Origin of the sequence: Herbaspirillum autotrophicum, assembly GCF_001189915.1 — a bacterium.
Lineage (GTDB): Bacteria > Pseudomonadota > Gammaproteobacteria > Burkholderiales > Burkholderiaceae_D > Herbaspirillum > Herbaspirillum autotrophicum.
The window spans coordinates 32,528-57,339 of record NZ_LFLS01000017.1; the positions used below are offsets into that span (position 1 = coordinate 32,528).

Sequence of the window (24,812 nt, forward strand, 5' to 3'; positions counted from 1 at the left end):
ATGTTCTGAAATGCAATGGCCCCTGTTTGCACTGGCTGTAGCTGCCTTTGGCATCGGCACCACCGAATTTGTCATCATGGGCCTGCTGCCCGACGTTGCCCGCGATCTCGGCGTCTCGGCGCCGGCGGCCGGCATGCTGGTATCCGGTTATGCGCTGGGCGTCGCCGCCGGCGCCCCGCTGCTGGCCATCATCACTGCCCGCTGGCCACGCAAACAAGCGCTGGTCGGCTTGATGAGCCTGTTCATCGTCGGCAATATTCTGTGCGCCATCGCCCCCACCTACAATCTGCTGATGGTCGCGCGCGTGGTCACCGCGTTTTGCCATGCCGCGTTCTTCGGCATCGGTGCCGTGGTCGCGGCAGAGCTGGTGCCGCGTGAAAAACGCGCGCAAGCCGTCGCGCTGATGTTTACCGGACTGACCGTCGCCAACATTCTCGGCGTGCCCTTCGGCACGGCACTCGGTCACGCCGCCGGCTGGCGCTCGACGTTCGCGGCCATTACCGTGATCGGTTTGCTGGCGGTGTTGATGCTCTGGATTTGCCTGCCGAAAAAAATCCCGATGCAAGGCGGCAGCATCTTCCAGGAATTCCGTGCCATTGCGCAAACCCAGGTGCAACTGTCGTTGCTGATCAGCACCCTGGCATCGATCAGCATGTTTAGCGTGCTCACCTACATCGCTTACATTTTGCTGGACGTCACCGGTTTCAGCGCACAACAGGAAAGCTGGGTCTTGCTGCTGTTCGGCGCCGGCATCACGGTCGGTGGTCTGGCCGGCGGCAGGCTGGCCGACTGGCGTCTGATGCCGGTACTGGCAGCGCTGTTTGTCTGTATCGCGCTGGTCCTGGTGCAGTTTTCCTGGAGCAGTCATCTGCCGGTGCCGACCCTGATCACCATGTTTGTCTGGGGCGCCGTGGCCTTTGCCGTCGTGCCGGCAGCGCAAATCCGCGTGCTCGACAAGGCGCGTGAAGCGCCCAATCTGGCATCGACGCTGAATCAGGGCGCCTTCAACATGGGCAATGCCACCGGTGCCTGGCTTGGCGGCCTGGCCATTTCGGCCGGACTGCCGCTGACTGATTTGCCGTTATTGGGTGCCGCCGTCGCGATGCTGGCGCTGGGTACGGTATTGCTGTCGGCGCAACTGGACCGCCGGGGGCGCGCCACCGCCTGATTTTCAGTGGCGGCGGTGCCAAAGATTGCCGGCAGCAACGAACCATTGCAGATGAAAACCATCGAACGCCGGTATGCAATGCCGGCCACCGCGAGCAGTATGTCGTGGCCGGCTTGTCCCACTGATGCTGCAACGTTACGGAGAATCTGTCCCATGTCTTCCGCACCGCAACTGCTGGCCGATATCGGCGGCACCAATGCCCGCTTCGCCTTGCGCGATACCAGCGGCGAGATCAGCACCATTCACACGCTGGCAGTCGCTGCTTACCCTGAATTTACGGCAGCGGTACACGCGTATCTGGATGCTTGCGGCAATCCGCCGGTACGTCACGCCGCCATTGCCATCGCCAATCCGGTACAGGGCGATCAGATCCGGATGACCAACCACGACTGGTCCTTTTCGATTGAAGCCAGCCGCCGCCAACTGGGACTCGACACGCTGCTGATCGTCAATGACTTCACGGCATTGTCCATGGCGGTACCGCATTTGAACCCCAGCGACTATCGTCAGATCGGTGGCGGTCAGCCGCAGCCACAGGCGGTGATCGGTCTGGTCGGCCCCGGCACCGGGCTTGGCGCAGGCGGCCTGGTCCACATGGCGCACGGCTGGCAGGCGCTGGCCAGTGAAGGTGGTCACGTTGCCTTCGCGGCGTCCGATGACCGCGAAGCCGCCTTGCTGGAGTATTGCCGCCGGCAGCATTCCCATGTCTCCGCCGAACGCCTGATTTCCGGCCCCGGCATCGAAACCATCTTTCAGGGTCTGCAGGTGATGCATGGCAAGCAACCGCTTGTCATGAGTACGCCCGACATCGTGCAACATGCGCTGACTGCGGACGACGCCTTGTGTCGCGAAACGCTGGATTGCTTTTGCGCCATGCTCGGCACCTTCGCTGCCAATCTGGCGGTAACGCTCGGCGCCCGGGGCGGCATCTTTATCGGCGGCGGCGTGGTGCCGCGACTTGGCGCTTACTTCGACCAATCACCATTTCGCTCCCGCTTCGAAAACAAGGGCCGTTTCACGGCCTACATGCAAGCCATTCCGACCAACCTGATCACCGCGTCCTACCCGGCACTGGTCGGTGTAGCAGCCTTGCTCGACGCCGCCCTGCGCAGGGCCTGACCCGCATCGACGCCGGCCGCCGGGAAGCGCCCGGCCCTTGCTGCTCCCTCTGCCTATTGCCTTTTGTTTTGCCAGCGTCAGCCGGGCACAACATTTTTGCCATTTGCCGACGCGTCGTGTGCAAACGGCGGCTTTTGAGAATTTTCTTATTCAAAGGCCAACACCCCAAGAACAGAATAAAGTTGCCTTATGGAAATAATTCCTCAGGGGTAAATATCGTTTCATTCTTGATTCAATCATCTAAAGGAAATCGCCATGAAAAAGATCATCCTTTTGTCTGCACTGGCCAGCGCCATGTTGACATCCTATGCAGCACACGCCGCCGGTAACGCCGTGTTGAAAGTCACCGGTTCCATCAATCCGCCTTCTTGCAGCGTCGAATTCGCCGCAGGTTCCACGGTGAGCTACGACAAGATTGAAGGGGGCACACTGAAAAGGACCGAGCCGACTGCATTGAGCGCGAAAGAACTGCCAATGCAAATCAATTGCTCGCAAAACAAACAGGTGGCTTTTACAGTCGTTGACAACAAGGCGGACAGCCGCATTCCCAACCTGTTCGGCAACACGAACGGACAGAACTTCGGCCTCGGCAAGCAAGGCGAGCGCAAAATCGGTGGCTATCGTATCGTTCTGAAAAACAACGTCATCGATGAAACGCCAAACGCCAAACTCATCTCGCGTAACGGCACCAGCGGTCCATGGGGATTGGCGCCGGAATCGGAAGTGCGGCAAAACACCCAGCTGAGCTTCAGCGGCACCGGCACCGAGCCGGCGTCGGCCAAGGTATTCAACACTACCTTGCAGGTGGAAGCCCGGATTACCAAGGCTGACGACCTCGACATGGCAAACGAAGTAGTACTGGACGGCATGGCAACCATCAGCCTGGTCTATATCTGAGCATCCTGCTGACCTGAAAAACCTGTCCTCGTAGCTGTTGCACGAGGACAGGTTTTCTTTTCTGCGGCCATCTGCCGGGATCACGGCAACTCGCGCTACACTTCAGCCCATGTCCCGATGCGTCTGCCGATGCATTGTCATGTCCAGCCGAGGAACCGCATGCATCACTCTACTTCTGCCGCCATCCTGACCAGAACCGACCACGACGGCGTCACCACCCTGCTGCTGAATCGTCCGTTGCAATTCAATGCCTTGTCGGAAGCGCTGCTGGATGCGCTGCAAACGGAACTTGACGCGGTCGCCAGCGATCCCGGCGTACGCTGTGTGGTGCTGGCCGCGGCCGGCAAGGCTTTCTGCGCCGGCCACGATTTGCGTGAAATGCGCAGCACGCCGCGTCTGGATTATTACCAGGCCTTGTTCGCCCGATGCAGTCGCGTGATGCAAGCGATTCAGACGTTGCCGGTGCCGGTCATCGCGCGGGTGCAGGGTATTGCGACAGCGGCTGGTTGCCAACTGGTCGCCAGTTGCGATCTCGCCGTGGCTGCCGAGAGCGCCCGTTTCGCCGTCTCTGGCATCAATGTCGGCCTGTTTTGCTCGACGCCGGCAGTCGCCTTGTCGCGCAATGTTTCCACCAAACGCGCCTTCGACATGCTGGTCACGGCGCGCTTCATCGATGCCGCCACTGCTGCCGACTGGGGCCTGATCAATGAAACCGTCGCCGATGCAGAGCTGGATGCCGCCGTGGAGCGCAAGACTGCCGCCATTCTGTCCAAGAGTCCGGCGGCGATACGTTATGGCAAGGCCATGTTTTACCGGCAACGGCAAATGCCGCTGGCCGATGCCTATGCGTATGCCGGCGACGTGATGGCGCGCAACATGATGGAAGAAGATGCCGTCGAAGGCATTGATGCTTTTCTTGGCAAGCGCCTGCCGGTCTGGAAATCCTGAAACTTCAACCTACGTTATTGCGAAGCAGGCTTCAAAGCGTTGCAGGAATTGCTCCAGATCAGCGCCCGGCAAATGGTTGATGCCACCGGCCAACTGGCGGCCGCCACCGCTGTCAAAGCCGAGACAAAATTCGGCCGCCCCGGCATGGCAAGCGCGTGGCGTCCTGACGCTGACGGCAAAGCCGCCTTTGCTGTCCGGCGATAAAATGCCGATCGCGCAGTCCGGCTGATCCTGCATCAATTCATTGGCCAGCACGCCGATGATGCGCCGCGCCCAGGGTTGGTCCGGCAGCAGCATCAGCGTCGCGCCCTTCAGCTTGCGCAACGGTGCCAGTTGACGCGCCAGCGCCATGTCTTGGTCATATGCTGCTGCCAGCCGGGCATACACCGGCGACTGTGCTGCGAACGACAAGGGATCGGCAAATGGCAGCATGGCCTCGGCCAACAAGGCCGGATCGAAATGCAGATCGGCAATGTCAGCACCATAAGCGTTGTAATTGAGATAGATGCCGAGCCGCTCAAGAATGGCCACACTGGCGGCATCCAGCCCGGCTTGCTGCGCCAGCGCGCGGCCGACATGCGGCAGATTGTCGCCGAAGGTCGCCACCATGGCCCAGGCCCGGTGACGGCCGCCGAGCTGGCGGTCAACCAGCAGGCTGGTACAGACTTCCGGCGCTTCATCGATGCAGCAGGTGAAACGGGGATGTTGCGGCAACACGCCGGCATGGTGATGATCAACGTAATGCAGCGACGCGCCAGCGGCAAGCAGTCGCAACACGTCATCGCGATTCTGATCGTGCGACACATCCAGTACCGTAATCCGGTCGCCCGCTACCGCTGCAATTCTTTGCAGCAGACAGATATCGCGCTTGACCCCGGTGACCAGTACGGCATCCGGCTGCGGCGTGTCCAGCCGCAGTTGCTGCAATGCGCACAAACCGTCGGCGTCGCCGTTGAAAGCAAAGTAATGACGCATTGCCGGTCTCCTGTCATTCGCCAGACTCGGCATCCAGTATAAGGCGAAGACCTGGGTCAGGCACGGTGAAACTTATTGCCGCTCGACGATCTTGCGCAATACATGGGCGGCCGCTACCAGACCGAAACTGGCGGTCACCACCATGGCCGAACCGAAACCGGCGCAATTGAGGCCGGTAATGCCGGCGACGTCCTCGTCGTTATCGGCAATATCGGCGCCGGGTTCTATCTCGCATTGCTCACCGGTTTCCGGCATGCGCAGCGGCTCGGTAGAAAACACCGCATCAATGCCGAACTTGTTCTTGGTACCGCGCGGGAACCGGTGCAATGCGCGCAAACGCTTGCGCACCTTGGCCAGTAACGGTTCTTGTTCGGTCCGGCACAGATCGCGGATTTCAATTTTGGTCGGATCGATCTGACCGCCGGCACCGCCGCTCGTGATCATCGGGATTTTGTGTTCGCGGCAATAGGCAATCAATGCCACCTTGGCGCGCACGTTATCGATGGCGTCGATCACGTAATCGAACTGGCCGACCGGAATCATCTCGGCCACATTGTCGGGCGTCAGGAAATCCTCGACTTCAGTCACGCGGCAAAACGGATTGATCTGCACGATACGCTCATGCAGCGCGGTCACTTTGGCCTTGCCCAGCGTATCGGTCAGCGCATGGATCTGGCGATTGACATTCGATTCGGCCAGGTTATCCAGATCGATCATGGTGATGGCGCCGATGGCGCTGCGCGCCAATGCCTCGACAATCCATGAACCGACCCCGCCGACACCGACCACGCACACATGCGCCTGACGAAAGCGCGCCAGACCTTGTGCGCCATACAGGCGGGCGATGCCGCCAAAGCGGCGCTCAAAATCGATATCGGTCAAATCTGTACTGGACATGGGTGTCACCGGATAAAAAATACGCTGCGCCATTCAAAACAAAACAGGCTGTTTCTCAAGAAACAGCCTGCATCTGCATTACAGTCCTGCTATTGCAGCGTTGACTCAGACCACCGCGCCGTCGGTTTCATCCTTGGGCTTGGTGGGCTTGATCAAGTCTTCGCGCTTGACGCCCAGCCACATGGCGATGGCGGCAGCAACGAACACCGAAGAATAAATACCGAACAAGATACCGATGGTCAGCGCCAGTGCAAAATAGTGCAAGGTCGGACCGCCGAAAATCAGCATCGACAACACCATCATTTCCGTGCTGCCGTGGGTGATGATGGTACGCGAAATGGTGCTGGTGATCGCATGGTTCAGTACTTCCGGCGTCGACAACTTGCCGTAGCGACGATCACGGAACGCTTCCCGCACCCGGTCAAACACCACCACCGATTCATTCACCGAGTAACCCAGTACCGCCAGAATCGCCGCCAGCACCGTCAGTGAAAACTCCCACTGGAAGAAGGCGAAGAAGCCGAGAATGATGATCACGTCATGCAAGTTGGCGATGATCGCCGCCACCGCGAATTTCCATTCGAAACGGAAGGCCAGGTAAATCATGATCCCGATCACCACCATCCCGAGCGCCATCAGACCATCGTGCGCCAGTTCGTCCCCGACCTGCGGACCGACGAATTCCACCCGCTGCAACGTAACGTCCGGATCCTGCGCCTTGAGCGCGGCAATCACTTTTTCGCTTTGCTGTGTCGAGTTCACGCCATGCTGTGCCGGCAAGCGGATCATCACGTCCTGTGCCGTGCCGAAGCTCTGCACCTGGGTATCGGTAAAGCCCAGTCCTTCGACCGACTTGCGGATATTTTCAATGTTGGCCGCGCGCGGATACGCCACCTCCATCACGGTACCGCCAGTGAATTCGATCGAGAAGTGCAAGCCCTTGGACAACAGGAAAAACACTGCCGCGACAAATGTCAGCGCCGACACCACGTTGAAAATCAACGCATGGCGCATGAAGGGAATATCTTTTTTGATACGGAAAAATTCCATCACATACCTTTCTGTTCTGCGCCGTCAGACCTTGCTGACGACGCATTTTGATCGCACCCGGGCATCGCTGTGACGCCCTGTTGGCAACTCGCTGTTACTTGCTGTCCGGCTTCCAGATCTGACCGATGGCCAGCTTGGTCAGCTTTTTCTTGCGGCCGTACCAGAGATTGACGATACCGCGCGAGAAGAACACGGCGGAGAACATCGACGTCAGGATACCCAGGCAGTGCACCACCGCGAAACCGCGAATCGCACCGGAACCGAAGATCAGCAGCGCCAGACCGGCAATCAGCGTGGTCACGTTGGAGTCCAGAATGGTCGCCCAGGCGCGGTCAAAGCCCATCGCAATGGCTGCCTGCGGCGAATTGCCGGCCCGCAGTTCCTCACGGATACGCTCGTTGATCAGCACGTTGGAGTCAATCGCCATACCGAGCGCCAGCGCAATCGCGGCGATACCCGGCAAGGTCAGCGTCGCCTGCAGCGTCGACAGTACCGCGATCAGCAGCAGCACGTTGACCGACAACGCCAGCGCGCTGAACAGACCGAACAACTGGTAATACACGATCATGAAAATCGCCATGGCAGCAAAACCGTACAGCGTGGCGTCAAAACCCTTGCGGATATTGTCGGCGCCAAGTTGCGGGCCGATGGTGCGTTCTTCGATGATTTCCATCGGTGCTGCGAGCGAACCGGCGCGCAACAGCAGAGCCAGATCGCTGGCATCTTCTGCCGAACCCATGCCGGTGATCTGGAAGCGTGATCCGAGTTCGTCGCGAATGGTCGCCACGGTCAGGACTTCGCCCTTGCCCTTTTCGAACAGGACAATCGCCATGCCCTTGCCGATCTTGTCGCGGGTAGCATCCCGCATCTTGCGGCCGCCGTCGCCGTTCAGATCGATACTGACTGCCGGCTGGTGATTCTGGTCAAAGCTGGCCGAGGCATTCGAAATGTAATCACCGGTAATGATCGGATCCTTGTACAGCACCACCGGCGCATTCTTGCCGATCTTGAACAGTTCGGAACCGAACGGGACGGCGGCGGTGGATTCGGTGCCGCGGGTCACGGTTTCATCCACCATGCGCACTTCCAGTGTCGCAGTACGGCCGATGATGTCCTTGGCGCGCGACACATCCTGCACGCCCGGCAACTGCACCACGATGCGGTCGGCGCCCTGACGCTGAATCAGCGGCTCGGCCACGCCGAGTTCGTTGACGCGCTTGGACAGGGTCGAAATATTCTGTTTGACGCCATCTTCCTGGGTCTGCTTCAGTGCTTCCGGACGCAAGGTGCCGATCAGCTTGAGATCTTCACCGCTACCGGTTTCCTGCAACGCCATTTCCGACAACTGGCCAGCCAGCAGATCCTTGGCCTTGTTGCGGGTGTCCTGGTCACGGAACAGGATTTCAATCGTGTCGCCACTGCGGTTGATACCGGCGTGACGGATATTCTTGTCGCGCAACAGGCTGCGCACGCTCGATTGCATGCCTTGCAGACGCTTGTTGAGCACCGCCTTGACATCCACCTGCATCAGGAAGTGCACCCCGCCGCGCAAGTCCAGACCCAGAAACATCGGATACGCATGCAGGCTTTGCAGCCATTGCGGAGTATTCGGCAACAGGTTGAAGGCGACGATATAGGTCGGATCGGTCGGATCGGTATTCAATTCTTTTTCCAGCAAAGCCTTGGCCTTGAACTGGATATCGGTACTGCTGAAGCGCGCACGAACGGACGCTTGTGCCGAGCTGTTATCGAATGCGATGCTTTCCGGCGCCAGATTGCCTTGCTGCAATATCTGCTGGACCCGCTCGGTGACCGAGTTTTCTACCTTGACAGTAGATTTGGCGCTGCTGATCTGCACAGCAGGCGATTCGCCAAAGAAATTCGGCAGCGTATACAACACCCCGAACAGCAAGGCGACAACGATTATTACGTACTTCCAGACAGGATAGCGATTCATATCGATTCAGCGTTGTTTAGGGACATCCGCAGACGTCCGATGGACATATGACATGGGGGCGCATCGGCGATGCGCCCCCTTGTTGACCAGACTGCCCGGAATTACAGGGCCTTGATCGTGCCCTTCGGCAGCAAGGTCGTCACGGAAGCCTTTTGCACCACGATTTCCGTGCCGGCAGCGATTTCCAGTGTGACGTAGCCGTCTGCAACCTTGGTCACGCGACCGAGGAAACCACCTGCAGTGACAACTTCATCGCCCTTGCCCAACGCATCCATCATGGCTTTTTGTTCTTTTTGACGTTTCATCTGTGGACGAATCATCAGGAAGTACAGCACCACGAACATCAGAATGATCGGCAGGAAGCTGGTCAGATTGCCCATCAGGCCTGCTGGGCCTGCGGCTGCGGTAGTTTGTGCAATTGCATCGGTAATGAACACGGGGCGCTCCAAAAGGGTTGTTTAAAAAATAGCCTCGCATTTTAGCATTGCGCCGGGCCTTGACTCCGTTTCGGAGCGGCAGAACACGGCACACGAGCCAAAAACAAGACTGGCTGCAGCAAAATTGCATCTTTGCATCAATGACGCGGCACGCCCAACATGGGGACGAGATGCAAATTGGCAAGACCGGGGCGATCAGAAAATATCCACACCTGTCTTGCCGAAAAAACAAGTCAACGCCGGCATTGCCGTTTTTACTACAGTCTGGCCAGCGGCGGCAGCTCGCAAACTGCGCCGCGCCGGCCGACGGATCAGGCGCCGCGCGCGCGATCTGCCTTGAATTTGGCGACGAAGCCCTGAAAGCCCTGCTGTTCGATGGCGCCGCGCATTTCCTTCATCAATTCCAGGTAGTAATGCAGGTTGTGAATGGTGTTGAGGCGCGCGCCGAGAATTTCACCGGTGCGATGCAAGTGATGCAGGTACGCGCGCGAAAAATTCTTGCAGGCATAGCATTCACAGGTTTCATCGAGCGGCTTGGTATCTTCCTTGTAGCGCGCATTCTTGATCTTGATGTCGCCAAAGCGCGTGAACAGCCAGCCGTTGCGGGCGTTGCGCGTAGGCATCACGCAGTCGAACATGTCAACGCCATTCGCCACCCCGGCCACCAGATCTTCCGGCGTACCGACACCCATCAGGTAATGCGGCTTGTCGGCCGGCAAACGCGGGCCAATATGTTCCAGCACGCGCATCATGTCTTCTTTCGGCTCACCGACCGAGAGACCGCCGATGGCGATGCCGTCAAAGTCAAGCTCATTGAGGCCGGCCAGCGATTCATCGCGCAGGTTCTCGAACATGCCGCCCTGCACGATACCGAACAAGGCATTCGGGTTCCCCCCCCCCTTGAATTCATCCATCGAGCGTTTGGCCCAGCGCAGCGACATCCGCATCGACTTCCCGGCTTCCTCGGTGGTGGCCGGACGGCCATCGATTTCGTAAGGCGTGCATTCATCGAACTGCATCACGATATCGGAATTGAGCACGCGCTGAATCTGCATCGACACTTCCGGCGACAAAAACAATTTATCGCCATTGATCGGCGAGGCAAAGTGCACGCCTTCTTCCGTGATCTTGCGCATATCACCGAGTGAAAACACCTGAAAGCCGCCGGAGTCGGTCAGGATCGGCTTGTCCCAGCCCATGAAACCGTGCAAGCCGCCGAATTTGGCCATGACTTCCAGACCCGGACGCAGCCACAGGTGGAAGGTATTGCCCAAAATGATGTGAGCATCGATCTCTTTGAGTTCCAGCGGCGACATCGCCTTGACCGAGCCATAAGTGCCGACCGGCATGAAGATTGGTGTTTCAACCACGCCATGGTTCAGTTTGACGCGGCCGCGACGGGCTTTGCCGTCGGTGTTGAGCAGGGTGAATTCAAGCATTTTCGATAGTCTGGGAATTGGTCTGGCAAGTAAGCAGCATGGCATCGCCATAACTGAAGAAACGATATTGCTGTTGTATCGCGTGGGCATAAGCGGCACGGATATTGTCATAGCCGGCAAAGGCCGAGACCAGCATCAACAGCGTCGACTTGGGCAAATGAAAATTGGTGATCAGGCGATCCACCGTCTTGAAACGATAACCCGGCGTGATGAACAAACGGGTATCGGCGCTGCCGGCCTGCAATTGTCCGGACTGCGACGCCGATTCGAGCGCCCGCAGGCTGGTGGTGCCAACCGCCACCACGCGACCACCACCGGCCTTGGCCGCCTGCACCGCCGCCGCCGTTTCCGGTGTCACTGTATACCACTCGCTGTGCATCTGATGCTCGGCCAGATTTTCTACCCGTACCGGCTGGAAGGTGCCGGCGCCGACGTGCAGGGTCACAAAAGCACAGCCGACACCTTTGGCAGCGAGCCGGTCCAGCAATACCTGATCGAAATGCAAGCCGGCAGTCGGCGCCGCCACGGCACCGGGCGCTTTGGCATAAACCGTCTGGTAACGGGTTTCATCGTAAGCGTCGGCCGCATGTTCAATATACGGCGGCAACGGCAGACGACCATGGGTTTCCAGCAATTCGAATACATCCGATGGAAATTCCAGCGTGTAGAATTCGCCGCTGCGCTCACCGACGATAACGTCAAACGCCTCGGCCAGCCGTATACGCGTGCCCGGCGGCGGCGATTTGGAAGCACGCACCTGAGCGTGCACGGTGCGGGTATCGAGCACCCGTTCAACCAGGACTTCAACCTTGCCGCCGGTTTCCTTGATGCCGAAAAAGCGCGCCTTGAGCACGCGGGTATCGTTGAACACCAGCAAATCGCCGCTGTTGAGCAAGTCGACGATATCGGCAAAGCTGCGGTCAGTGACGGTCGCGCCATCCAGTTGCAGCAAGCGCGAAGCACTGCGCTCGGACAAGGGTGTCTGGGCGATCAGCGTCGGCGGCAGTTCGAAATCGTAATCAGAAAGAGAGTGCATGCTGGCAGAAATGAGTTTCACTGTGATTAAACACAGTACAATATTGCGGAACCCGCTATTTTACGCCGTCTCCCTGTTTTGAACGACCTTTGACCGTCCTGCATGCCTGCACCGAAGAAAAAGCCCCCTGCCGCGGCCAAAGCGCCAGTGAAGATCGAAGATAAGCTGGCCCGGCTCGGATTGCGCTCGGACATGGATCTGGCATTGCATCTGCCGGCCCGCTACGAAGATGAAACCCAGATTCTCAGCATCGCCGAGGCCGGCATGCGCGGCATGCAGATGGTACAGGTGGAAGCCATCGTCACCCTCTGCGATATTCAATACCGGCCGCGCCGGCAACTGGTGGTCACGGTGGCCGATGACAGCGGCCAGCTGGTGCTGCGCTTCCTCAATTTCTACGGCAACCAGACCAAACAACTTGCCGCCGGCACCCGGGTCCGGGTCCGCGGTGAATTGCGGCACGGCTTTTTCGGCGCCGAAATGGTCCACCCCACCTATAAGGTAGTACTGGAAGGCGCACCGCTGCCCGATGCACTGACCCCGGTCTATCCGGCGGGTGAAGGTTTGTCGCAAAGCATTCTGCGGCGCGCCATCGCCAGTGCCCTCAAACGCATCGACTGGCACGATACGCTGCCGGCGGCGGCACTGGACACACTCAAACTGACGCCGTTCGACAGCGCCGTGCGCCTGCTGCACAACCCGCCGCCCGACGTCGATGAACACGCGCTGGAAGAACGCTCGCATCCGGCCTGGATCAGAATGAAATTCGATGAACTGCTGGCGCAGCAATTGTCACTCAAGCGCGCCCAGGAAGCGCGCCGCGCCCGCAATGCCAGCGCCCTGCCCAACGTCGGCAGCTTGTCGGCAGCATTTCTGGCGCAGTTGCCGTTTGCACTGACCGCCGCCCAGCAACGCGTCCTCGATGAAATCCGTACCGATCTGCGCGCCTCGTTTCCCATGCAACGCTTGCTGCAAGGCGATGTCGGCAGCGGCAAGACCGTGGTCGCTGCACTGGCCGCTGCGCAAGCCATCGACAGCGGCTTTCAGGCGGTTCTGATGGCGCCTACCGAAATTCTGGCCGACCAGCATTTCCGCAAGATCGCTGGCTGGATGGAGCCGCTCGGCATCAGCGTGGCCTGGCTCACCGGCAGTCTCAAGAAAAAAGAAAAAACCGCCGCCACGGCGCGCATCGAATCCGGCGAAGCACGACTGATCATCGGCACCCACGCCCTGATTCAGGACAGCGTGCAGTTCGACAAACTGGGCCTGGTGATCGTCGACGAGCAGCATCGTTTCGGCGTCGGCCAGCGGCTGGCACTGCGCAACAAGGCGCTCGACGTTACTGCCGCAGATGACGCACAAACCGTACCGCATCAATTGATGATGTCGGCCACGCCGATCCCGCGCACGCTGGCGATGACGTATTACGCCGACCTCGAAGTGTCGGTGATCGATGAACTGCCGCCCGGCCGTACCCCGGTAGTCACGCGCGCCATTGACCAGATCCGGCGCGATGAAGTCATCGACCGGGTGCACTCGGCGGCCCAGGAAGGACGCCAGGTTTATTGGGTCTGTCCGTTGATAGAAGAGTCGGAAGCGCTGCAATTGCAGACCGCCACCGATACTCACGCGATGCTGGTCGAGGCCTTGCCGGATTTGCGCATCGGGCTGGTGCACGGCCGTCTCAAACAAGTCGAAAAACAGGAAGTCATGGATGCGTTCAGTCGCGGCGAGATTCATGTGCTGGTTGCCACGACCGTGATCGAAGTCGGTGTCGACGTGCCCAATGCGTCGCTGATGGTGATCGAACATGCCGAGCGTTTCGGCCTGTCGCAACTGCATCAGTTGCGCGGCCGGGTCGGCCGTGGAGCCGCCGCCAGTGCCTGTTTGTTGCTGTATCAAAGCCCGCTTGGCGGTACCGCCAAACAGCGCCTGATGACCATGCGTGAAACCAGCGACGGCTTTGAAATCGCCCGCCGTGATCTGGAAATTCGCGGTCCCGGTGAATTTCTCGGCGCCCGTCAATCCGGCGAAGCCATGCTGCGCTTTGCCGACCTCGCCACCGATCAGTGGCTGGTGGAAAAAGCCAGAAATCTGGCACAAACATTACTCAAGAGCGAACCCGCCATCGTCGACGCCCATCTGGCACGCTGGCTCGGCGGCCGCGAAGATTTTCTCAAAGTGTAAAACTGGCGGCGAGATTCCCGCCGCCGGACATTCCCTACCCAACCGACAGGTGCACCATGTCTGCAGCAGATACCGAAGAAAAAAACCAACTCCCGCGCAGTATTGTCAGCGGCCGTATCGCCGGCGGCAGATTGCTGTGCGGCTTGTTGCAAGGCATAGCCTTGTATCTGCTGTATCTGGCAATACAAAAGAAATTCTGGCCTGGCGAGGTACCCGCCGTGATGCGTCCGGCGCTGATACTGTTCTTGTTGTGGCCGCCCTTGCTGATTTCCGCGTTCGGACATCTGTCGCTGCGCCGCATCTGGCAATGGGGTCTGTTGGCGGCAGTGCTGCTGGTAGCGCTCGGCTACTACGATTTCTGGCGTCTCGACACGGATCTCGATACTGCGTTGCCGGTCCGCGACTCCACTGCGCTGCCGTCGATTCCGCTATTGCTGTGTGCGGCTGCCGGATTCTTTATTGCGCAGGCGCTGATCCTGGCGGCGGTGCAGGATCGCAAACTGATTGCCAGCTACTCAACCTATTTCGAAGTGGCATGGAAACTGGCAATACAACTGAAATTCGCCACGTTGTTCGTCAGTATGCTGTGGATAATCCTGTGGCTGGGTGCCTCATTGTTCATGCTGATCAAACTGGATTTGCTGACGCATTTGCTGCGCGAGGAATGGTTTTATATTCCGGTCACGTCGCTGGCCTTTGCCTGCGCTTTCCATCTGACCGATGTCCGTCCGCAGATCGTCACCGGCATCCGCAGTTTGCTGCTGGTGCTGATGTCGTGGCTGTTGCCGCTGGCCACACTGATCGTCGGCGGCTTTCTGCTCAGCCTGTTCTGGACCGGCTTCACGCCGCTGTGGGCCACGCGCCACGCCTCGTCAGTCTTGCTCGGGGCGGCAGCGGTACTGATCATCCTGATCAACAGTGCCTATCAAAACGGCGAGGTCGGCAAACATATCGCCGCCCCGCTGCGCATCAGCGCCAGAGTGGCGGCACTGCTGCTGTCGCCGATCGTCCTGATCGCCTTTTATTCGCTGAGCCTGCGCGTGCTGGACTATGGCTGGACCAACAACCGCATCATTGCTGCCGCCTGCATGCTGATCGCTGCGTTGTATGCCATCGGTTATGCGCGCGCCGCATGTAGTCGTCAGGACTGGCTCAAACAATTGGCGCCCGCCAATGTCGTGGCATCGTTCATCATCATCGCAGTACTGCTGGCATTGTTTTCGCCGCTGGCAGATCCGGCGCGGATCTCGGTTGCCAGCCAGTTGCAGCGCCTGTACAGCGGCAAGGTCGACGTCACGCAATTCGATTTTGACTATTTGCGTTTCAACGCTCATCGCTACGGCCTCGGCGCTTTGCAGCAGTTGGATAACGCACCACCGCCGGCTGGGGCGGCGACAGTGCGGGCCGGTGTCGCCGCCACCCGCAACAAGAAAGGTCGCTGGGAACAAAATGACAGCGAGCGCCGCGCCGGCATGACGGCCGCTGTGGTCGCCGGCAATATTGAAGTATTCCCGGCGCAACGCACACTGCCACCGGCATTTCTGGCAAACAAATGGCTGGACCATGAGAACGCCTGGTCGTTGCCGGATTGCCTGATCCGGCCGGGCCAAAAATGTGAGGCCTATCTGGTCAGACTGAGCGGTAATGATAAAGAGCAAATTCTGATCTTCAGCGCAGCCAGCGACCCCACCGTTTTCGATATCGGCAGTGATGGTCAGTGGCAACGCGCCGGCTACCTGCCGGTCGGCCGATGCAGCAAGGAAATCAAGGCGGCGTTGCGGGACCGACGTTACCGTCTGCTGCCGCCTGCGCTGCAAGATATGGAAATCAACGGTCAGCGTCTGCACCTCAACCCTGCCAGCGATATCAAACTGACATGTAAAAAGGACTAAACGCGGGCGCGCCTGTCAAGCGGCGCGCAATACGCTATAGTCGATTGAAACGATGCTAAAGAAATCAGACTCATGACCCTCACCGAACTCAAATATATTGTTGCCGTAGCACGCGAAAAGCATTTCGGCCATGCCGCCGAAGCCTGCTTTGTGGCGCAGCCGACGTTGTCGGTGGCAATCAAGAAACTGGAAGACGAACTCGGGGTGGTCATTTTCGAGCGCGGCGGCACCGAAGTTTCGGTCACGCCGCTGGGGTCACAGATCGTGGCGCAGGCAGAGCGCGTGCTGGAACAAACTGCTGCCATCCGCGAAATTGCCAACCAGAACAAGGATCCGCTGTGCGGCCCCTTGCGGCTCGGCATCATCTACACCATCGGTCCCTATCTGCTGCCGTCGCTGGTCAAGACCATGATCGAAACGGTGCCGCAGATGCCGCTGATCCTGCAAGAAAACTTTACTACCCGTCTGATCGAATTGTTGCGTCAGGGTGAACTCGATGCTGCCATCATGGCCTTGCCGTTCCCCGAGCACGGCCTGGAAGTGCAGCCGCTGTACGACGAAGAATTCGTGATTGCCTTGCCGAAACAACACAAATGGGCCAACCGCAGCGAAATCAGCGCCAAGGAATTGAAGACGGAAACCATGCTGTTGCTTGGCAACGGCCATTGCTTCCGCGATCAGGTGCTGGAAGTCTGCCCCGAAATGTCGCGCTTCTCGACCGCCGGTGATGGCATTGCCCGCACCTTCGAAGGTTCCTCGCTCGAAACCATTCGTCACATGGTGTCGTCCGGCATCGGCATCACGGTGTTGCCGCAAGCCTCGGTGCAAGACATGCACACCAAGGATGGCATGGTGCGTTACGTCCCCTTTACCAAACCGGCGCCGTCACGACGCGTGGTGATTGCCTGGCGCAAGAGTTTTACCCGCAACGCCGCCATCGAGGCAGTGCGCAAGGCGGTGATGTCGTCCGACCTGCATGGCGTGACCATGTTGCACGAAGCCGAACTGCTGGCCGGATAGTTGCGCGCCGCGGCTGCACTTATAATGCAGCCTTTCCCGAACAGTTCGCAGATATTCCATGAACAGGCTCAAGCTTTACGCGCAACTGGTGCGCCTCGACAAACCCATCGGCACCCTGCTGCTGCTGTGGCCGACACTGATCGCCATCTGGCTGGCATCCGACGGTCATCCGGACTGGTCGCTGACCGCCATTTTCATCGTCGGTACGTTTTTGATGCGTTCCGCCGGTTGCGCCATCAATGACTACGCCGACCGCGATTTCGACAAACACGTCAAACGCACCGTCAACCGGCCGCTGACGTCCGGCAAGATCAAGAGCTGGGAAGCATTGATGGTGGCCGGCGTACTGGCGCTGATCTCGTTTGCGCTGATCCTGCCATTCAATGCACTGACCAGGCAACTGTCAATCGCGGCCGTGGTGATCGCTGCCAGCTATCCGTATTTCAAGCGGTTCTTTGCGATTCCGCAAGCCTATCTCGGCATCGCCTTCGGCTTCGGCATTCCGATGGGTTTTGCGGCGGTACAGGGCAGCGTGCCGGCAGCCGCGTGGCTGTTGCTGGTGGCGAATGTATTTTGGGCAGTGGCCTACGATACCGAATACGCCATGGTGGATCGCGACGACGACATCAAACTCGGCATGAAGACGTCCGCCATCACCTTCGGCCGGCAAGATGTATTGGCAGTCATGATTTGCTATGCGGTCGCCCTGCTGATCATCTGGGGCGTCGGCTGGCACTGCGGCTTGCGGCTCTGGTTCAGTCTCGGCATGCTGGTGGCGGTCGGCTTTGCGCTGTATCACTACACCCTGATCCGCGAGCGTGACCGCATGCGCTGCTTCGCCGCCTTCCGCAACAATAACTGGCTCGGCGCAGCGATCTTTGCCGGTGTCGCGCTGGATTACGCGCTGCGCTGAAAACCGGCACGACAAGCACGATACCAAGGATTCAGCGTAAACACTAAAGAGCAGCTTTTTCTGCAACGACGCTTGCCGTCTGTTGACTGAGCACACGGCACAAGAATGTCTGTCAATCCTTTTTATTCGCCAGACAGTACGCGACGATTGCGTTGGCGTGGCCATGGCCCAGTCCGTGTTCAGCCTTGAGCCAATTCACGATTTCCATATGCTTTTGGCCTTGCTGCCGGCCGACCAACGCAAACCAGTGATCCATCGGATGACCATAGGCTTTCTCGATGGATGGAAAGTAGGAGGCAGGGCCTTTTACTTTGTCAGTCGCCGCCTTGGCCGGCTCGGTTCCTTTGGTCATCTGAGGTAGCTCCCATTGTTATCGTGATGGTCTGGCTGCAGCAACAGCTTGTTGCGCCTCCGCTCGTACGTTGCAATCCCGCGTGCCTGAGCGGACGTTGGCGACGGGAGCATTGATGAAACTTTCGACAGTGATTTTCGCAGTCATGCGTTTTACTTTCGGTTGGCAATCATCGGCGGGGAGCTACGCTCAACGCGCCGGCAAGACCGACACCGGATTGATCGGTTTGCCGTTGCGGCGGACTTCGAAATACAGTTTCACAGAATTGCTGTCGGTGTCGCCCATGGTGGCAATCTGCTGCCCCTTGCTCACCATCTGGCCTTCCTTGACCGCAATCGTTTTGTTATGTGCGTACACCGACAACAAGGTGCTGCTGTGCTTGACGATCACCATGTTGCCGTAACCGCGGATACCGCGTCCGGCATACGTGACCTTGCCCGCCGCTGCGGCTTGCACCGACTGTCCGCTGCTGCCGGCGATGTCGACACCTTTTTTGTTGCGGTCGGCACTGGCAACGGCCTTGCCGGCGGTGGGCCAGACCCAGTCCAGACGGTCGGCTTCGGCGGGCGCCGCAGCCTCATTGGCAGCTTCCCGCTCGCGCGCTTTGGCCGCAGCAGTCGCCGACGGTGTCGGTTTCGCAGCCGGTCGGGTTTTGGCTGTCGTTGGTGCGCTTGATGCCGGCGGCCGTATCCGCAACACCTGACCGACCGTGATTTCATCGACGTCCGACAATTTATTCCAGCGCGCGATGTCACGATGGCTGTAGCCGAAATTGCGCCCGATGCTGAACAGCGTATCGCCCTTGCGCACGGTATAAAAACCGTCGGGATCGGCAGTCGTCGCGCATGCCGCGACCAGGCTTACCAACGCAATGGCGGCCAGCCGGCGCAATACACCCTGATAAAAATCAATCCTTGCCAAACTCTTCGCCCAGTTCTTTGCCACGGGCAGATGCTGCCTTGACTGCCTTGATGATGGCATCCTTGACGCCGCTTTGTTCCATGCTGACCAACGCAGCATACGTGGTGCCACCTTTGGAGGTAACGCGCTCGCGCAATACCGACACCGGTTCATCCGAACGCTTCGCCAGTTCCGCGGCACCTTCAAAAGTAGCCTTGGCCAGCGCAATGCCCTGTTCGGCGCTCAAGCCCAGTTCGACCGCTGCCTGCTGCATGGCTTCGATGAAATAAAACACATAGGCCGGACCGCTGCCGGACACCGCCGTCACCGGATCAATCTGGCTTTCATCAGTCAGCCAGACGGTGGCGCCGACTGCTCGCAGAATCGCGTCTGCCACATCGCGCTGGGCCTGCGTCACGCCGGCGTTCGCCACCAGGCCGGCAATGCCCTTGCCGATCAGGGCCGGTGTATTCGGCATGACCCGTACGATTTCCTGATGTCCATGCAACCAGCGCGACAGATCCGCCATCCGGATGCCAGCGGCGACCGAGACGATCAGTTGAGCTTTGACATAAGGCTGCAACCTGGTTGCCACTTCCTTCATTTGCTGCGGCTTGACCGCCAGCACGATCACATCACAGGCTGCCAGCGCTGCATCAATTTCAGTCGCAATCGATACCGAGAATTGCTGCTGCAGTTTTTCGAGCGCCTGCGTGTTGAGATCGACCACATGAATATTGGCACCATCAGTGAGCGTGCCGGCCAATCCGCCGATCAATGCCGTGGCCATGTTGCCGCCACCGATAAAAGCTATTTTCAACATATTGTCTGTCTCTGGTTCATGAATGAATTGGTGGTCTCTGACCAAAAATGGCGCTGCCGATGCGTACCATCGTCGCACCTTCTGCTATCGCCTGCGGCATGTCGCCCGACATCCCCATCGACAAGGTATCGAGCGCCAGTCCTTGCTGCTGCAACTGCTCCTGCAACAAGCGTACCTGTCTGAACGCTGCGCGTTGTTCCGTTGCCGCGTCTGCCGGCGCAGGAATTGCCATCAGTCCGCGCAAACGCAAACCCGGCAACCCACTCACGACATGTGCCAGCGCCGCTGCCTCGGCCGGCACCACGCCGCTCTTGCTGGCTTCCGCACTGATATTGACCTGAATGCAGACATTGAGCGGCGCCATTCCGGCCGGACGTTGTTCCGACAAGCGCTGCGCAATGCGTTCACGGTCGATGGTGTGCACCCAGTCAAAATTTTCCGCAATCGGCCGCGTCTTGTTGCTCTGGATCGGGCCGATGAAATGCCACTCTAACATCGCCTCCGGCGCCATGACACGCAACGCGGCAATTTTATCCAGTGCTTCCTGCAGATAGTTTTCCCCAAATGCACGCTGACCCGCAGTCACGGCCGCCAGAACGGCGTCCGCATCAAAAGTTTTGGAAACCGCCAGCAACCGGACTTGCGCCGGATCGCGACCGGCAGCTACCGATGCGTTCGCGATATTTTTGTTAACAACTTGCAACTTTTCGGCTATTGAAGACATAATCCACGATCAAAGAGAGGGTGAAACCGGACGCATCCAGGCCAACTCAAGCAACGATGAGATGTTTCCACCTGCGAGGATTATAAATGGACATCTCCGAGCTGCTGGCATTTTCAGTCAAAAACCGGGCTTCCGATCTGCACCTGTCAGCCGGGCTGCCGCCGATGCTGCGGGTAGACGGCGCAATCCGCCGTATCAAGATGCCGCCGCTGCAAGAGAATGATGTCTGCAGCATGATCAACGGCTTGCTCACCAACACGCAACGTCAATGCTTCACCGCCATGCAGGAGTTTGATTTCTCCTTTGCCATGGCGGAACTGGCGCGTTTCCGGATCAATGTTTTCCGGCATGAACGCGGGACCGCAGCGGTCATCCGCACCATTCCCTCGCGCATTCCCTCTCTGGAGCAATTGCTCTGCCCACCGATTTTCGCCGAACTCGCGCTCAGACAGCGCGGCCTGATTCTGGTGACAGGCCCCACCGGCTGCGGCAAGTCGACCACGCTGGCGGCCATGATCAATCACATCAATGAACAGCATTGCGCGCATATCCTGACGATTGAAGATCCGCTCGAATTTGTCCATGAATCAAAGAAGTGCCTCATCAACCAGCGCGAAGTACCAGCGCATACGCCATCGTTCGGCCATGCCTTGCGGGCGGCATTGCGCGAAGACCCGGATGTGATTCTGGTCGGTGAATTGCGCGATCTGGAAACCATCCGGCTGGCGCTGACGGCAGCCGAAACCGGTCATCTGGTGCTGGGGACGCTGCATACCTCATGCGCGGCGCAATCGATTGATCGCATCATCGATGTCTTTCCGCGTGAAGAAAAGGACATGGTGCGCACCATGTTGTCGGAGTCGCTCGCCGCCGTGACCTCGCAGGTACTGCTCAAACGCAAGGATAGCGACGGTCGCATCGCGGCCCATGAAATCATGCTCGGCACCCATGCGATCCGCAATCTGATTCGTGAAGGCAAGGTGGCGCAAATGTATTCCACCATGCAAACCTCGGCCCAGCTCGGCATGCAAACCCTTGACCAACATCTGGCCGAGCTGTTGCAACGCGGGCTGATCGACGCCGGTTCGGCGCGCGCTGCGGCCAAAATGCCGGAACACTTCCCGGCCGATGCTGCGCTATGATGATGCCTTGCATCCACCCATCAACAAGCTGGCCTTATCAACCACCGCGAGACATGCTCATGACCACCCTTTACGATTTTCAGGTCGCCCTGCCGGACCATACGCCTGCCGCACTGGAGGCCTATCGCGGCAAGGTCGTGCTGATCGCCAACACCGCCAGCAAATGTGGCTTTACCCCGCAATATCACGGCTTGGAAAACATCCACCGGCAATTCGCTGACAAGGGGCTCGCCGTGCTCGGTTTTCCCTGCAATCAGTTCGGCTCCCAGGAACCGGGCAGCGCCGCAGAAATCAGCGCGTTTTGTGAGAAAAACTATGGCGTCAGCTTCCCGTTGTTTGCCAAGATCAATGTCAACGGCGATCAGGCCGATCCCCTGTTCAGGTTTTTGAAAACCGAAGCGCCGGGCCTGCTCGGCAGCAAAGCCATCAAATGGAATTTCACCAAATTCCTGATCCGCAAGGATGGCACCGTATTCAAACGTTACGCCCCGCAAACCAAGCCGGAAGAAATGATCAGCGATATCGAAGCGCTGCTGGCCGAATAGGACCGGCCACGTCTTTCTGCTTTCTGCATACGGGAAAGGACTACCGATTTTTCCGCGTGCAATGAGAATTGCGCTCACCGCTCTGCGGCCAGCGTCGCCCGCCAGTGCCGGCAACGGGAGATGCACGGCAGGCAGTAACAAAAATCGTCGGAATCGTCCCGGCGATCTCTGCGCGGTCCGTACTGCATGAAAAACCGACATGCGCCGCCAAAACCGATTCCCAAAAAAGATCGCATCAATTCTATTTTCACACCGCATACATACGACGGATACTACGCATTCGTCACGCGCATTTCCCGGCAGCCAACGATATTCAGACAAGCGAGACATACCAGTCGCCCCCAACGACATGCGATGACGTCATCCGATCACTGTCCGCTTCAAGGAGAATCAATGATGCAATCACGCCCCTCCCTGCGCTCCCGTCTGTGTGCCGCCACTGCCTTGTGTTCGGCGGCGCTGCTGTTTCCGCCTTCTGCACATGCGCTGTTCACCACCACCTATACCTGCCAGGCGCAGGCGATTTCAGTGCCATCCTGGCCGGCCAGCAATTTTACGGTCAGATCCGATCTCGGCGGCGAGGCCCTGGCCAGCCTATTGGAACAAGGCGCCTATCGCGGCTTCCGCGTCACTTGCAGCAAATTCGCAGAATAGAACGCGGCAGTACAGCGCCGGAAAGCCTTTTCCATTCCGGCCTCATCCACTCCCCTTCGACGATCTGGCCGCCACCGACACATGAGGTCGGCAGCGTCGTCATTCCGCACGTTCCCATCCTCCTCTGCCGCCACCTTTCCGCGCCCCGGCTGCAAACCGGCATCATCGAAATTCCAAGCAGCGCACGAACAATATCCCTAAATAACTCACATTTATTCTATGGACCGAAAATGCAAATGCGATAAATACTGCGTCCTCACTACGTGCATCTCTGCGCAATCAACACCATCAGGCAGTCCTTTTGCATCGCCGTTACGAACCGGATATCCGGGGACGCCGGCAATTTCATCGAAAGAACATGCATGCTCCGATTTTCCAGGTATCCCTGCCATCGCTGCGCGACCGCCGCCCCCAATCCGAGGCGAAACCGTTGGCGCCGGCGCGCACCACACGAATCAGAAACACGATACGCACCGCCCACTGCATCTGAATTTCCTGAATGTAAAACCGTGCATCCGGTATTGCCGTCGATTGCGGCAGCGCAAGCTGTCAACGCCGGTCATTTTCGCCTTCCAGCATCCTGCACCAGGTCAGCACCATGCCAGCCAGCGTCAATGGAAAACGCAATCGCAAGGAAGGTCATCACGTTGCATCTCAATCAGAGGAAAACCATGACTCTCATCAAGAAATCAGTGTTCCGCCTGTCCGTAGCCACCGCTATTTGCTGTGCATCGTTTCCGATGCCGGCATCCGCATCCTGGGAATGTCCTGATCTCGACATCATCTCCATCAGCGGACCAAAACCCTGGGATTGCGCGGCAGTGACCAGCGACAACCGGATCCTGCGTCATAAGATCTTCGCTGCAAGCAAGGACCGCGCGGAAGCACTCATGCGTTCGCGGACCAACTTCAGCACGGTTCACTGCAGCGGCTGAGAGGCACCGCTCCTCCACGGCCTGATTCGCAGTGATCAGCATCATCCTGTGCCGCCCCCGCAAGATCGGCAACCCGGCATCAGCCATTCAGGACTGACCGGGTCCGCCGATGGTGCCGACATTTCTGCACCACATGGACACCAATGATCTGTGCTGCACGCGGTCATTTCGCATCGATACCCCATCGTGCATATCTTCCATGCACATAATTTCCGGGAGAAATCCATGAACACCAGATTCCGTTTCCTGCCATTGCTTGTCACCACACTCTGCCTGGCCAGCCTGTTGCTGACGCCGGCGGCCAATGCCCGCACCTGGAATTGTATCGTCTTGTATGACGGCCCTGACTCCACACCCGATTTCCATATCATGGTCAACGCCAGCGACATCTGGCGCGCCCAGCGACGCGCTCTGGCGATTGCGCCCCGCGACAGCCGTGCGTTGCGCCGCATTCCCTTTTGCAGCAGCCAGACCCCTTGAGGGCGAGCTCTTCCCCAACACAATTCCCCGCAACCGACGGAAAGGAAAGCATCATGACCGGATTCCCGAACCAACTGCGTCACCGCTGTGCCGGCACCGCACTCATCCTCGCATGTCTGTCGTCCTCAGGAGCCGCCCGGGCTGACTGGGATCTCAGCGACTCATGGTTCATGACAACCAGGACCTTCTGGTATTGCCAGGCCACGGTCAACGGCGTCGTCGTGATGACGACTGCCGGCCGACGCACCGAAGGCGAGGCCCGCGCCATGCTTGAAGGCAGTTATCCGGCCGCCAGCATCACCTGCACGCTTGAGTGAAAATC

At 58.8% G+C, this 24,812-nt stretch carries 25 protein-coding genes; 14 read left to right on the forward strand and 11 right to left on the reverse strand.

Annotated features, from left to right (window positions below; all coding sequences use genetic code 11):
• Positions 1–10: 10 nt before the first annotated feature.
• The 4 genes from AKL27_RS14370 (at position 11) to AKL27_RS14385 (ending at position 4,132) form a co-directional block, all read left to right on the forward strand.
• Positions 11–1,168, forward strand: a complete 1,158-nt coding sequence (locus AKL27_RS14370; protein WP_050463535.1) for an MFS transporter — start codon at positions 11–13, stop codon at positions 1,166–1,168.
• A 153-nt stretch (positions 1,169–1,321) separates the two neighbouring features.
• On the forward strand, positions 1,322–2,287 hold the full coding sequence (locus AKL27_RS14375; RefSeq protein WP_050463536.1) for a glucokinase: 966 nt from the start codon (positions 1,322–1,324) through the stop codon (positions 2,285–2,287).
• A gap of 255 nt (positions 2,288–2,542) precedes the next feature.
• A complete protein-coding gene (locus AKL27_RS14380; RefSeq protein WP_050463537.1) occupies positions 2,543–3,184 on the forward strand; it encodes a DUF1120 domain-containing protein in 642 nt (213 codons plus the stop codon).
• 159 nt (positions 3,185–3,343) lie between these two features.
• Positions 3,344–4,132 carry an enoyl-CoA hydratase gene (locus AKL27_RS14385; protein WP_050463538.1) on the forward strand — a complete coding sequence of 263 codons (789 nt, stop codon included), beginning with the start codon at positions 3,344–3,346 and terminating at the stop codon, positions 4,130–4,132.
• A 9-nt stretch (positions 4,133–4,141) separates the two neighbouring features.
• On the opposite strand, the gene AKL27_RS14390 is transcribed toward AKL27_RS14385, so the two are convergent.
• The 7 genes from AKL27_RS14390 to queA form a co-directional block, all read right to left on the reverse strand.
• Positions 4,142–5,107 carry a DHH family phosphoesterase gene (locus AKL27_RS14390; RefSeq protein ID WP_050463539.1) on the reverse strand — a complete coding sequence of 322 codons (966 nt, stop codon included), beginning with the start codon at positions 5,105–5,107 and terminating at the stop codon, positions 4,142–4,144.
• Between the two features lie 72 nt (positions 5,108–5,179).
• A complete protein-coding gene (gene tcdA / locus AKL27_RS14395; RefSeq protein ID WP_050463607.1) occupies positions 5,180–6,004 on the reverse strand; it encodes a tRNA cyclic N6-threonylcarbamoyladenosine(37) synthase TcdA in 825 nt (274 codons plus the stop codon).
• 105 nt (positions 6,005–6,109) lie between these two features.
• Positions 6,110–7,054: a protein translocase subunit SecF gene (secF, locus tag AKL27_RS14400; protein WP_050463540.1), complete on the reverse strand. Its 945-nt coding sequence runs from the start codon at positions 7,052–7,054 to the stop codon at positions 6,110–6,112.
• 94 nt (positions 7,055–7,148) lie between these two features.
• On the reverse strand, positions 7,149–9,011 hold the full coding sequence (secD, locus tag AKL27_RS14405) for a protein translocase subunit SecD (RefSeq protein WP_050463541.1): 1,863 nt from the start codon (positions 9,009–9,011) through the stop codon (positions 7,149–7,151).
• A 101-nt stretch (positions 9,012–9,112) separates the two neighbouring features.
• Positions 9,113–9,448: a preprotein translocase subunit YajC gene (yajC, locus tag AKL27_RS14410; protein ID WP_083439053.1), complete on the reverse strand. Its 336-nt coding sequence runs from the start codon at positions 9,446–9,448 to the stop codon at positions 9,113–9,115.
• A 311-nt stretch (positions 9,449–9,759) separates the two neighbouring features.
• Positions 9,760–10,887, reverse strand: a complete 1,128-nt coding sequence (gene tgt, locus AKL27_RS14415; protein WP_050463542.1) for a tRNA guanosine(34) transglycosylase Tgt — start codon at positions 10,885–10,887, stop codon at positions 9,760–9,762.
• Entirely contained in the window at positions 10,880–11,923 is a 1,044-nt protein-coding gene (queA, locus tag AKL27_RS14420; RefSeq protein WP_050463543.1) for a tRNA preQ1(34) S-adenosylmethionine ribosyltransferase-isomerase QueA, read from the reverse strand. Before queA ends, tgt begins: the two co-directional genes overlap by 8 nt.
• A 102-nt stretch (positions 11,924–12,025) precedes the next feature.
• Between queA and recG the strand changes: the two genes are divergently transcribed.
• The 4 genes from recG (at position 12,026) to ubiA (ending at position 17,935) form a co-directional block, all read left to right on the forward strand.
• Positions 12,026–14,110, forward strand: coding sequence for an ATP-dependent DNA helicase RecG (gene recG, locus AKL27_RS14425; RefSeq protein ID WP_050463544.1), 2,085 nt, complete (start codon positions 12,026–12,028; stop codon positions 14,108–14,110).
• A gap of 56 nt (positions 14,111–14,166) precedes the next feature.
• The gene (locus AKL27_RS14430) at positions 14,167–16,002 is read left to right on the forward strand and encodes a DUF4153 domain-containing protein (RefSeq protein ID WP_050463545.1); all 1,836 of its coding nucleotides are present in this window, start codon (positions 14,167–14,169) and stop codon (positions 16,000–16,002) included.
• Positions 16,003–16,074: 72 nt separating this feature from the next.
• Positions 16,075–17,022: a hydrogen peroxide-inducible genes activator gene (locus tag AKL27_RS14435; RefSeq protein WP_050463546.1), complete on the forward strand. Its 948-nt coding sequence runs from the start codon at positions 16,075–16,077 to the stop codon at positions 17,020–17,022.
• Between the two features lie 58 nt (positions 17,023–17,080).
• Positions 17,081–17,935, forward strand: coding sequence for a 4-hydroxybenzoate octaprenyltransferase (ubiA, locus tag AKL27_RS14440; RefSeq protein WP_050463547.1), 855 nt, complete (start codon positions 17,081–17,083; stop codon positions 17,933–17,935).
• Positions 17,936–18,047: 112 nt separating this feature from the next.
• On the opposite strand, the gene AKL27_RS14445 is transcribed toward ubiA, so the two are convergent.
• From AKL27_RS14445 to AKL27_RS14460, 4 genes are all read right to left on the reverse strand, one after another.
• Positions 18,048–18,287, reverse strand: coding sequence for a DUF4287 domain-containing protein (locus tag AKL27_RS14445; protein ID WP_050463548.1), 240 nt, complete (start codon positions 18,285–18,287; stop codon positions 18,048–18,050).
• Between the two features lie 189 nt (positions 18,288–18,476).
• Complete coding sequence (locus AKL27_RS14450; protein ID WP_408609771.1) at positions 18,477–19,208, reverse strand: peptidoglycan DD-metalloendopeptidase family protein; 732 nt, start codon at positions 19,206–19,208, stop codon at positions 18,477–18,479.
• On the reverse strand, positions 19,195–20,010 hold the full coding sequence (gene proC / locus AKL27_RS14455; RefSeq protein ID WP_050463549.1) for a pyrroline-5-carboxylate reductase: 816 nt from the start codon (positions 20,008–20,010) through the stop codon (positions 19,195–19,197). The genes AKL27_RS14450 and proC overlap by 14 nt, the downstream gene beginning before the upstream one ends.
• A gap of 16 nt (positions 20,011–20,026) precedes the next feature.
• Complete coding sequence (locus AKL27_RS14460; RefSeq protein WP_050463550.1) at positions 20,027–20,734, reverse strand: YggS family pyridoxal phosphate-dependent enzyme; 708 nt, start codon at positions 20,732–20,734, stop codon at positions 20,027–20,029.
• A gap of 86 nt (positions 20,735–20,820) precedes the next feature.
• On the opposite strand from AKL27_RS14460, the gene AKL27_RS14465 reads away from it, so the two are divergent.
• The 6 genes from AKL27_RS14465 (at position 20,821) to AKL27_RS14490 (ending at position 24,807) form a co-directional block, all read left to right on the forward strand.
• On the forward strand, positions 20,821–21,876 hold the full coding sequence (locus AKL27_RS14465; RefSeq protein ID WP_050463551.1) for a type IV pilus twitching motility protein PilT: 1,056 nt from the start codon (positions 20,821–20,823) through the stop codon (positions 21,874–21,876).
• 59 nt (positions 21,877–21,935) lie between these two features.
• Positions 21,936–22,421 (forward strand): glutathione peroxidase, encoded by a 486-nt coding sequence (locus AKL27_RS14470; RefSeq protein ID WP_050463610.1) that lies wholly within the window; start codon positions 21,936–21,938, stop codon positions 22,419–22,421.
• 393 nt (positions 22,422–22,814) lie between these two features.
• Positions 22,815–23,075, forward strand: coding sequence for a hypothetical protein (locus AKL27_RS14475; protein WP_050463552.1), 261 nt, complete (start codon positions 22,815–22,817; stop codon positions 23,073–23,075).
• Between the two features lie 671 nt (positions 23,076–23,746).
• On the forward strand, positions 23,747–24,010 hold the full coding sequence (locus AKL27_RS14480; protein ID WP_050463553.1) for a hypothetical protein: 264 nt from the start codon (positions 23,747–23,749) through the stop codon (positions 24,008–24,010).
• A gap of 225 nt (positions 24,011–24,235) precedes the next feature.
• Positions 24,236–24,490 (forward strand): hypothetical protein, encoded by a 255-nt coding sequence (locus AKL27_RS14485; RefSeq protein WP_050463554.1) that lies wholly within the window; start codon positions 24,236–24,238, stop codon positions 24,488–24,490.
• Between the two features lie 53 nt (positions 24,491–24,543).
• On the forward strand, positions 24,544–24,807 hold the full coding sequence (locus AKL27_RS14490) for a hypothetical protein (RefSeq protein ID WP_050463555.1): 264 nt from the start codon (positions 24,544–24,546) through the stop codon (positions 24,805–24,807).
• Positions 24,808–24,812 lie beyond the last annotated feature (5 nt).